This window comes from Pseudomonas mandelii (assembly GCF_900106065.1).
GTDB lineage: Bacteria > Pseudomonadota > Gammaproteobacteria > Pseudomonadales > Pseudomonadaceae > Aquipseudomonas > Aquipseudomonas mandelii.
Map to the genome: position 1 here is coordinate 1,385,927 of NZ_LT629796.1, position 11,574 is coordinate 1,397,500.

General features: G+C 58.5%; 3 protein-coding genes and 2 rRNA genes (1 of these 5 running past the window's edge). All 5 read right to left on the bottom strand.

Going from position 1 to position 11,574, the window contains the following annotated elements; genetic code table 11:
- Positions 1-95: 95 nt before the first annotated feature.
- Positions 96-2,207: an exodeoxyribonuclease V subunit alpha gene (gene recD / locus BLU63_RS06375; protein ID WP_077747328.1), complete on the bottom strand. Its 2,112-nt coding sequence runs from the start codon at positions 2,205-2,207 to the stop codon at positions 96-98.
- Positions 2,204-5,893, bottom strand: a complete 3,690-nt coding sequence (gene recB, locus BLU63_RS06380; protein ID WP_077747327.1) for an exodeoxyribonuclease V subunit beta — start codon at positions 5,891-5,893, stop codon at positions 2,204-2,206. The genes recD and recB overlap by 4 nt, the downstream gene beginning before the upstream one ends.
- Complete coding sequence (recC, locus tag BLU63_RS06385) at positions 5,890-9,342, bottom strand: exodeoxyribonuclease V subunit gamma (protein WP_083375113.1); 3,453 nt, start codon at positions 9,340-9,342, stop codon at positions 5,890-5,892. Before recC ends, recB begins: the two co-directional genes overlap by 4 nt.
- 156 nt (positions 9,343-9,498) lie before the next feature.
- Positions 9,499-9,614, bottom strand: a 5S ribosomal RNA gene (rrf, locus tag BLU63_RS06390).
- Between the two features lie 158 nt (positions 9,615-9,772).
- A 23S ribosomal RNA gene (locus BLU63_RS06395) occupies positions 9,773-11,574 on the bottom strand (it continues 1,090 nt past the right edge of the window).

Here is an 11,574-nt window from a genome sequence, read left to right on the forward strand (position 1 = left end):
GTTACGAAATAATGTCGCAACGATAGCATAGCGTTTACCCCCCAGCGAGGCGGTGCACTACGGCACTTCGGACAGTTTCCGGCGTACACGCCAGCCTATCGATGGCTCGGCTCAACCCCATCGTCCAACTCCAGCATCAACCCGCTCAAGCGCTTGACCTTGCGCCGCACGGCCTCCTCAAACACTCCGGCCCGTGGCTCGATCAAGGTGAACCAGTTCTTGGCCCGGGTGATCCCGGTGTAGATCAACTCCTTGGTCAGTACAGGGTTCAGCGCATCCGGCAGAATCAACGCCGTATGGGCAAACTCCGAGCCCTGGGATTTGTGTACGGTCATGGCATAAACCGTCTCGACATCGTTGAGTCGACTCGGTAGAACAAATCGCACGCCACCCTGGCCATCATTGCGCGGGAACGCCACACGCAGTACGTGCTTGCCAGCCTCAGGCCCATCACGTTCCGGCAGTTTGAGGGCAATACCGATATCACCGTTCATCAACCCCAGGCCATAGTCATTACGCGTCATCAATACCGGTCGACCTTCGTACCACTGCTGGTCGCTGTCGATCACTCGAGCCTTGAGCAGCGCGCCGGTTACACGTTGATTCAATCCCTCCACGCCCCATGGCCCTTTGCGTACCGCGCACAACAACTGGAAGGCGTCGAAAGCTTGCAATACCTGACGCGCCCAATCGGTCCAGCGGGAGTCTTCGAGCAGGCTGTCGAGCGGTGGCCGCTGGCTGCGAAGCACACTCAGGTAGTGGCGATAACCTTGCGGTCCGTCGCCATGGCCTTCGAGCAGCAAGTGTTCCAGCGCCCGGTCGTGCTCACCTTTGAGGGGCAGGGAAAACACGTCGGCGTGACTTCGAGCAGCCAACAACGTGCGGGCTTCCTCCGGTTGCTGCTGATTGACCCATCGCGCCAACTGGCCAATGCCGCTGCCTTCACCGAAGCGGCGCGAGTGACGCAGCATCACCACTTGCTGGGCCAGGGGGTGAGTCGCGTCAGTGTCTTCCTGCAAACCGCTGGCCAGCAGGCTTTCACCACTGACCGTCTCCAGCCACTGGCGCGTCTGCGGGCTGTACCAACCGGCCTCGGCGTCGCGGCACAAATCACCGAGCACGGCGCCGGCCTCCACCGATGCCAGTTGGTCCTTGTCACCGAGCAACACCAGCCGGGCATGGGCCGGCATCGCGTCGAGCAAGTTCGCCATCATCTCCAGGTCAATCATTGAGGCTTCGTCCACCACCAGCACATCCAGCGGCAAGCGATTACCGGCATGGTGACGGAAGTGCCGGGTACCGGGGCGACTGCCAAGCAGGCGGTGCACGGTAGTCACGTCAGAGGGGATCTTGTTTCTTACGTTTTCATCGACTTCCAGCGTCCGGACTTGCTGGCTGATGGATTCTGTCAGCCGTGCCGCCGCTTTACCGGTGGGTGCGGCAAGGCGAATTCGCAACGGTTTGCCGGCCTCCACCGCTGGCGCCTGGAGCAATGCCAGCAACCGCACGACCGTGGTGGTTTTACCGGTCCCCGGGCCGCCGGTGACGATACTGAACGCACTGCGGGTAGCCAGGGCACAGGCGAGTTTCTGCCAATCGATCACTTCGCCGGGCCTGGCTGGACCGAATAAACCAGTGAGTCGCTGGGGCAAGTCATTCGGCGTTGTTTCGTGTTCAGCCAGGCGCAGGCGAAGGGCGTTGTCGATGCGTCTTTCGTAAACCCAGTAGCGACGCAGGTACAGGCGCTTGCCCGACAACACCAAGGGCCGTGATTGCGCAGCCTCACGACCATCGACCGCCAGAGCCACCAGACGGCTGGACGCCAGGACCTTGCACCAATGGGCGCCATCCAGCGCCTCAAGCAGTTGCGACGGCAACAGCATCGCGCCACTTTGCAGATCGCCTTCGGGTGGCAGCGACAGGGCAAAATCCGGCTCTTTGAGCGTCTCGAACAGGTCCAGGCAGACATGGCCGTGACCCAGTTGGTGGCTGGTCAATGCGGCGGCAAGCAACACCAACGGATCGTCGTCGGGGGCAAGCTCGTGGAGGAAGGCCACGAAGGCTTTGTCCAGCGCCCGCAGCCAGCCGCGTTCGACCCACCGCGAGAGTAAAAGCAACAAGTCATCGGCACGACTCAGGGGTGCCAGATCCGCCATGGTTTCGGCTGCCAATGACGTGGGCAGCAAATCGGCGAAGGTGCGGCTCATAACAATACTCCCTGTTCCCAGGCGGGTTCGGCCTTGGGTTCTGGCTTGCCCTGGAAGAGCCGATCCAGACGCTCGATCAGCTCTCTGGGCGGACGGGAGAAATAGACGCCCTGGGTGGATGCCCGTGTGCCGCGCAAGAACAAATACAGAGCGCCACCGACATGCCGGTCGTAATCGTAGTCGGCAAGCCGCGCCTTGAGCTGGCGATGCAGGGCCAGCAGGTACAACACGTATTGCAGGTCGTAACGATTGTCGAGAATCGACTGCTCCATGGCCTGCTCGGTGTACGCCGCGTCATCTGGGCCCAGCCAGTTGGATTTGTAGTCGGCAACGTAATATCGGCCGTCGTGTTCGAACGTCAAGTCGATGAAACCCTTGAACATGCCGTTGAGCGAGACCGGTTCAGCGGCGACCCGGGCGATGCCGTTGTGGGTGTATTGGCGCACCAGTTCATCCAGCTTGAGCACGTCGACTTTATGGCTGGCGAACCAGAATTCCATCTCGACGCGGTATTGAGTGAGCTGCTCGAACACGACCGGAGGCTGCCCCCCGCCGAGGTGCAACGAAGACTTGAGCAAGTGCTGCAACCAATCACTCAGCGTGGTGATCCAGCCTTCCCAGCCTCGGCGGTTGCAGCGGCGGGCAATGGCATCTTCCACGACTTGTGGTGCAGCAGAAAAACCTTCATCACCGGCCCACTCCAGCAAACCATGGAGAAAGGTGCCGGGGTTGGGGCCGCGAGGGAACCGATGGATATCGGCACCACCGACGGCCACTTCTCGTGGCGCCTGCGGATCGAGACGTTCATCGTCAAAGAGCTTTTGCGCCTGCGGATTCTCCGGGGCCTCGTCACTGCCCACGCTCAGACTGTCGCCGATACGCAAAGCGCTGTACGAAGCAATCCACCAGTTTTCACTGGCCTTGCGCTTGGGTATCAGCGGCGCAAGCAACGTCGCGTCATTGCGTGGCGGATGGTAATGCTCGGCCGTCGCTGGCGGCATATCACCGTACAGAAGCGCCGGGCAGTCCTGCTGGAGGTCTTCGAGCCAGCGTTTCAAACCTGCGGACTCGGCCAGAGGGGCACCACCGCCGAGCAAGTAACCCAATGCAGAAAGGTGCAGCACCGAGCTGTTGTTATTGCCGCGCTTGAGATCGGTCACACCCAGCCAGCAGGCATGTTGCGCCCGGGTCAGGGCGACATAGAGCAAACGCAGATCCTCCGCCAGACGTTCATCATCGGCCAGGGCGATCAACTCCGCAGTCGGTTTCAAGGTCACCTGCGCCTTGCCGTTTGAATCGTGGTAATGCAGCGGCAAACGGCTGCCATCCACCGGTTTTGCCGAGCAAATGAACGGCAGAAACACCAAGGGATACTCAAGGCCCTTGGACTTGTGAATGGTCACGACCTTAACCAGTTGCTCGTCGCTTTCCAGACGCAGGATCTGTTCTTCGCCGGCCTGACCGGACAACGCCAGATGCTCGGACAAATGACGAATCAGCGCTTGCTCGCCGTCGAGTTCGGCGGCGGCTTGTTGCAACAACTCGGACAGGTGCAGCAGGTTAGTCAGTACCCGTTCACCGTCGCTGCGGGCGATCAACGATCGAGGCAACTGGAAGTCATGCAGCAAGCGCCGCAACATGGGCAGCACGCCTTGCTTGCGCCACAGCTCGCGATAACCGCGGAACTGCATGACCCGCGCTTCCCAGGCCAGTTCGTCCTGATTCAGCCGCTCCAGTTCCGCCAGGGAAAGGTTCAGCGTGATGCTGGCCAATGCGGCTCGCAGCGGTCGCTCGACATCCGGCTCGGCACAGGCTTTGAGCCAGGTCAGCAGGTCGTGGGCTTCTTGAGCGGCGAACACCGAATCCTTGTCCGACAGATAAACGCTGCGCACCCCGCGTGCAGACAGTTCGCCACGCACGGCCTGGGCCTCTTTGCCGTCGCGAACCAGAATCGCGATGTCCGCGGGTAGCAGGCCCCGGAAGTCCATGTCCTTCTCAATGAAACCTGCCCGACCTTCCTGGCCACCATTAAGTAACGCAGTGATTTCACTGGCGCACGCGGCGGCGAGTTTTTGTCGGTATTCCACGCCGGACAGCGGCTGATCGGCGGACAGGTGCCAGATGTTCAGAGCCGGCACGAGCTGGCCATCGATGTGCAGAACTTCTTTGCGCCCTTGGGACTCGACGGGCAGGAACGGTACCGGGTTCTCACCGTTCTTTTCACGAAACAGAAACGCGCCGCGCCCCAGCTCACGGGACTCCGCGCGCTCGAACACATGGTTCACCGCATTGACCATGCCATGGCTGGAACGGAAATTCGTACCCAGGGTATGCAGACGGCCGGCGGTGGCCTGGCGGGCTCGCAAGTAGGTGTAGATGTCGGCGCCGCGAAAGGCGTAGATCGCTTGCTTGGGATCGCCGATCAGAAACAGGCCGCCTTCAGGGTTGTTGTCTTCGATGCGATAGATGCTTTCGAAAATCCGGTACTGCACCGGGTCGGTGTCCTGGAACTCATCGATCAGCGCCACCGGAAACTGTTCGCGGATCAAGGTCGCCAGGCGTTCACCACCCTCGGATTGCAACGCCGCATCGAGGCGCAGCAACATGTCGTCGAAGCCCATTTCCGCGCGGCGGCGTTTTTCTTCTTCGAACCGTGCCCCAACCCATTGCGCAGCATGTTGCAGAACGGCCGCGTCGGGGGTTGGCAAGCCGTCGAGGCTGGCCTTGAGCCCGGGCATGGCGTCCAGCCCCGGATGACTGGGGGCGGCGCCTTTCCAGGCTTCGGCCATGCCGTCAGGCGTCAGGCGAGTGAAGCCCGTGCCGATATCCAGTTGCTCAAGGGATTCATCTTCAGCCCATGCTTTGAGCTTTTCGAACCAGGGTTCGAAATAACGTGCCTGCATCTTTCGACCATCGACACTTTTGCTCGCAACACCTTGGTGACAGATGGCAAGCAGTTCGTCCGCCCATTGGCGCCAGGGCATCTTGAGTTCGAGCAAGGCCAGTCGCCGTTCCTGCAAGCACTCGGCGATCAGCTCGGCAGGCTCCTTGCCTTCAGTGCTGTCACGCTCACTGGCGAATAAACTACGTACTCGCGGTAATAACGCCGCTGGCCCTCCCCAATTACCCCGCACCCAGTTCAGCGCATCACCTTGCATCGGATAGCAGAACAGCCGCCAGTAATCACGCAGGACTTCACCCAGCAAGTCGCTGTGATCGGTTTCCAGGGTCTGGGTAAACAGGCTGCCACTGTCAAACGCGTGCTCACGCAACATGCGCTGGCACCAACTGTGAATGGTCGAGACGGCGGCTTCATCCATCCACTGCGCGGCAATGTCCAGACGGTTTGCACAGCCGGACCACTGTTCCGGGAGGTACTGGTCACGCAACTCCGCGATGAGGCTATCGGGTGCCTGGGTCTCGTCACGAAAGTATCGGGCCGCTTCGGCCAGTCGGGTACGAATACGCTCGCGCAGCTCTTTGGTCGCGGCATCAGTGAACGTGACCACGAGGATTTGCGGCGGCAAGAGTTCACGCCCAAACCCACTCGATTCGCCACCGTGACCAAGGACCAGACGCAAGTACAGCGCAGAAATGGTGAACGTCTTGCCGGTACCGGCGCTGGCTTCGATCAGTTGGCTGCCGCTCAGGGGAAAAGCCAGGGCCAGCGGTGTTTTCGTGGTCATGAACGCGCCTCCTCGCTGGTCAATGAACGCCAGGGGGCTTCAAGCATCGGTTTGTACAAAGCGTTGCACCAATCGGCGAAAGTCTCCTCGGCGGTCAGCGCGTCGTAATCAGCGAACTGTCGTGCCAGTGCCGGACTTTCGCGGCGTTCGCCGTCGGTGGTTTGACCGTCGCCTTCATAGGCCTTGCGAGCAGCGGCGTCGGCTTTGGCCGGGTCAGTTTGAGAGAGCCACGCGAAGGCGGTTTTCACGGCAATCGGCAGGGGTTGGCGCATGCCGGTTTGCCATGCTTGCAACAGGTTACTCAAGGCATGACGTGCAGCGCCCTGCTCCAAAGGGGCCAGTAGCAGACTGTCGTCACTGGCGACCAGCGCGGTGGTCATCGACATGCCGCTGGCGCAAGCGACCAGGTGATTGACCCAAGGTCGCGTCAGCCGATGCCACTTGCGGGTCTTGATCGAACCAATGCTGTTGGGAATCGTGGTAATCGACAACAGGCCACCATCCGCACGCTGGTGCAGGCCACTAAGCCAGCCTTCCAGGCGCAGGCCTTCCAGTTCCAGATTCACAGGCAACGCACTAGTCAGCGGCGTTGGCCACAACGTAAGGAGTTGTTGATAACGCTGCAACAGATCCGGCAGCGGTTCGATCAACTCTCGCTGCAGGCATTCGCCGAAACCGGCCATGGGCAAGAGCCCGCTGTTTTGCAGACGCGTTGCCTGGGCCTCAAGCGCATGATCGACGTGATCCAGTTGCCCGAGCGCCGCTTCGAGCAAACTGTCACTGAGGCTATAGCGTTGGAGAGCGTCGAGTACGAAGGGCTCTTCGTCGGCCAAGGGGGCTTCAGCCGCTTCGAAGAACACCTTGAGTCGCTGACTGAAAAAATGTCGCACGGGATTGCGCAGGAAATCCTGCAATTGACCGAGGCTCAGCGGCTCTTCCTGAACATAGGCATCAAGGGGCTTGATGTCCGTTGCCTGTTCACTGGCTTGATGAAGCACCTGCCACTCGCTTGCGAAGCTGAACAGGTCATTACCTTCATGAAAATAGCGAGCGCTGAAAGGTTGCAGCGGGTGTTCCTGAGTCACGGATTCCAGCAGCTTTTCACTGTCGACCTGTAATCGCCAACCACCGGCGAGATGATCGCGCAGTTGACCAATCAGTACCGAGGCTGGGCGCTCGCTATTGTCCCGAATACTACGGCCGACCCAACTGATATAGAGTTGGTCACGTGCCGACAACAGGGCTTCCAACAAGAGATAGCGATCATCCTCGCGCCGGGAACGATCACCCGGGCGGTAATCACTGCCCATGAGATCAAAGTCCAGCGGCGGTTGTGCACGCGGGTAATCTCCGTCATTCATCCCGAGCAGACAAACGAGTTTGAAGGGGATCGCCCGCATCGGCATCAAGGTGCAGAAGTTGACGGCTCCGGCCAGAAAACGCTGGGACAGCCGGCCCTGGTCGAGGCCTGCCAGCCAGGCTTCACGGACCACGGTCAAGGGCAGCTCATCATGCAAGCCCACTGATTCGCAGGTCTCGAGCCAGGTTTCCCGCAGTTCTTCAAGTTGACCCAGCAAGTAGTCGTCATGTTCATTGCTGGCCTGGAAGAACAACTGCACCAAAGCTTGCATCCTGACGCCCCATTGCTTAGGCGGTGCAGGTTGAGTCAGTTCCTGATGGGCAATCTCCAACGCGTCCAGCAGCGCAACCAAAGGACCGATGAGCGCAGCATCCAGACCGCCAATCTCGTCGTAAGGCTCAATGCCTTCGCAAGCAGCGGCGCTGCCGACGGCATAACCAAGCAGCATCCGGCGCAGGCCAAAACGCCAACTGTTTTGCTCCAGTTCTTGAGGCAAACCCAGACCCGCGCGCTGCTCGGCATTCATTCCCCAGCGAATACCAGCGCCTTCGATCCAGCGATGCAGGGTGGGCAGGTCACGTTCCTCGACACCGAAGCGAGCGCGCAGTGCAGGAACATCCATCAAATCGAGGATCTCACTGACGGGGAAACGGCTGTCGGGCAGTTTGAGTAGATGTTCGACAGCAATCAGCAGTGGATCACGACCGCGCTGGCCTTGATCCGCCAGTGTAAAGGGGATGAAGCGCGGATCGAAGCGATCAAGTTGACCGAAGACTGCACGGATATGCGGAGCGTAGCTGTCGATGTCCGGAACCATCACGATTATGTCGCGAGGCTTCAAGTCTGGATCGGCACTGAAGCGTGCGAGCAACTGATCGTGGAGGATTTCCACTTCGCGCTGGGCGCTATGGGCGATGTGGAAACGAATGGATTCGTCCTGATTGAGATCGACAGGCGGCCAGAGCTCGCGGGTTTCATTCAAGGGGCGCAGTTCAAGGATGTCGTCCTGCAACTGGTTGAGCATGGTCTGTGGCTGGCTATCACTGAACAAGTCGATGCGCCCATCACGGAATGCCGAGCGGTAGCTGTTGGGATCGTCGTAGCTGTCGAGCAGATTGATGTAGTCCCGCCCCTGCTTGCCCCATGCCGCCAATAGCGGGTGTGCATGTTGGTGAAGGGTTTGCGGATCAAGCACAACAGGCATTCCGCTCTTGCGAGCCTGACGCTTGTATTGATGCCGCAGAAGGTCTTTATCGGCGACGATGTCTGCCCAATGATGACGACATGGGTTGTGTACGCAAAGCAGAACCTGGCTGAATCGCGCCAGTCCGGCGAGAGCTTCGAGCGCTTGCGCCGGGAGAGAGGAGATCCCGAAAACGATGACCCGGGAAGGTAATCCGCTGGGGGCCACGTCGAGGCTGTTGATGCGCTCGATGAACCGTTGATGAACACCGGCACGGCTTTGCGCCATGCCTTGCTCACCCACATCCAGCAACAGAGCCCGCCATAACTCTGCCTGCCAGCAGTTGGCTGGGGTCAGGGGCTTGGCTTCGCCTCGGCCGTTTCGCAATTGATGACGACCGTCCGCCCAATCTTCGAGCCAGTCGGCCCGGTATACCTGGTATTGGTCGAACAGATCAGCCAGCCGCTCGGACAGTTGGTAGCGTTTGCGCAGGTCAGTGTCATTGGTAAGGAAGCGTTGCAGCGGTTCGAAGTGCGGTTGATTGATCAACTGGGGAAGCAGACGCATCAGACGCCAGGTGAGTGGAGCTTTATCGAGCAGGGATTTGACCGGAATTTCATCACGACCCAGAACCATGCGATAGAGCTGCCACATGAAGCTGCCTGGGAGTTGAACGTCGATGGCTGCCGCAATGCCGCAGCCACCCATGTCGTCTTCTTCAGGGTCTTCAGCCAGAGCCAGTTTCAGCCACTGGGCGATGCCGTTGCTCTGTACCAGGGCGATTTCATTTTCCAAGGGAGCCAACGGGTAGCGGCGCATCCAGCTGACCACCAGACTGCGCAACTCGTCCAGGCGATTACCGTGAACCACCATAAAACCAGCACTGAGGGACGTCGCGTCCGGCATAAAGGCTTCCTTGGAAAAATACAAAAGCTAGGGCCGAACCTTAGCATTGTCGGGAGACTGTGACAGCCGGGAGCCGTCCGATGTTGCTGTACGAACTTTCCTGCGGACAAAACAAAACCCCTACCTGCATACGCAGATAGGGGTTTCGGAATTTAATCTTGACGATGACCTACTCTCACATGGGGAAACCCCACACTACCATCGGCGATGCATCGTTTCACTGCTGAGTTCGGGATGGGATCAGGTGGTTCCAATGCTCTATGGTCGTCAAGAAATTCGGTAGCCAGGTCGTTTGCCTTACGGCGCACGCTCCAGCGAATGGGTATGTGATAGATCTCGGTGTTTGTGAACAATCGAACTTTCGGTTCGTTTCGTCTTCACACACCGCAATCTGGTGCCCTTTCAGGTCAGCAAATTGCTTGGGTGTTATATGGTCAAGCCTCACGGGCAATTAGTATTGGTTAGCTCAACGCCTCACAGCGCTTACACACCCAACCTATCAACGTCGTAGTCTTCGACGGCCCTTCAGGGGACTCAAGGTCCCAGTGAGATCTCATCTTGAGGCTAGTTTCCCGCTTAGATGCTTTCAGCGGTTATCTATTCCGAACATAGCTACCCGGCAATGCCACTGGCGTGACAACCGGAACACCAGAGGTTCGTCCACTCCGGTCCTCTCGTACTAGGAGCAGCCCCTCTCAAATCTCAAACGTCCACGGCAGATAGGGACCGAACTGTCTCACGACGTTCTAAACCCAGCTCGCGTACCACTTTAAATGGCGAACAGCCATACCCTTGGGACCGGCTTCAGCCCCAGGATGTGATGAGCCGACATCGAGGTGCCAAACACCGCCGTCGATATGAACTCTTGGGCGGTATCAGCCTGTTATCCCCGGAGTACCTTTTATCCGTTGAGCGATGGCCCTTCCATACAGAACCACCGGATCACTAAGACCTACTTTCGTACCTGCTCGACGTGTCTGTCTCGCAGTCAAGCGCGCTTTTGCCTTTATACTCTACGACCGATTTCCGACCGGTCTGAGCGCACCTTCGTACTCCTCCGTTACTCTTTAGGAGGAGACCGCCCCAGTCAAACTACCCACCATACACTGTCCTCGATCCGGATAACGGACCTGAGTTAGAACCTCAAAGTTGCCAGGGTGGTATTTCAAGGTTGGCTCCACGCGAACTGGCGTCCGCGCTTCAAAGCCTCCCACCTATCCTACACAAGCAAATTCAAAGTCCAGTGCAAAGCTATAGTAAAGGTTCACGGGGTCTTTCCGTCTAGCCGCGGATACACTGCATCTTCACAGCGATTTCAATTTCACTGAGTCTCGGGTGGAGACAGCGCCGCCATCGTTACGCCATTCGTGCAGGTCGGAACTTACCCGACAAGGAATTTCGCTACCTTAGGACCGTTATAGTTACGGCCGCCGTTTACCGGGGCTTCGATCAAGAGCTTCGCGTTAGCTAACCCCATCAATTAACCTTCCGGCACCGGGCAGGCGTCACACCCTATACGTCCACTTTCGTGTTTGCAGAGTGCTGTGTTTTTAATAAACAGTCGCAGCGGCCTGGTATCTTCGACCGGCATGGGCTTACGCAGTAAATGCTTCACCCTCACCGGCGCACCTTCTCCCGAAGTTACGGTGCCATTTTGCCTAGTTCCTTCACCCGAGTTCTCTCAAGCGCCTTGGTATTCTCTACCCAACCACCTGTGTCGGTTTGGGGTACGGTTCCTGGTTACCTGAAGCTTAGAAGCTTTTCTTGGAAGCATGGCATCAACCACTTCGTGTTCTAAAAGAACACTCGTCATCAGCTCTCGGCCTTAGAATCCCGGATTTACCTAAGATTCCAGCCTACCACCTTAAACTTGGACAACCAACGCCAAGCTGGCCTAGCCTTCTCCGTCCCTCCATCGCAATAACCAGAAGTACAGGAATATTAACCTGTTTTCCATCGACTACGCTTTTCAGCCTCGCCTTAGGGACCGACTAACCCTGCGTCGATTAACGTTGCGCAGGAAACCTTGGTCTTTCGGCGTGGGTGTTTTTCACACCCATTGTCGTTACTCATGTCAGCATTCGCACTTCTGATACCTCCAGCAAGCTTCTCAACTCACCTTCACAGGCTTACAGAACGCTCCTCTACCGCATCACCTAAGTGATACCCGTAGCTTCGGTGTATGGTTTGAGCCCCGTTACATCTTCCGCGCAGGCCGACTCGACTAGTGAG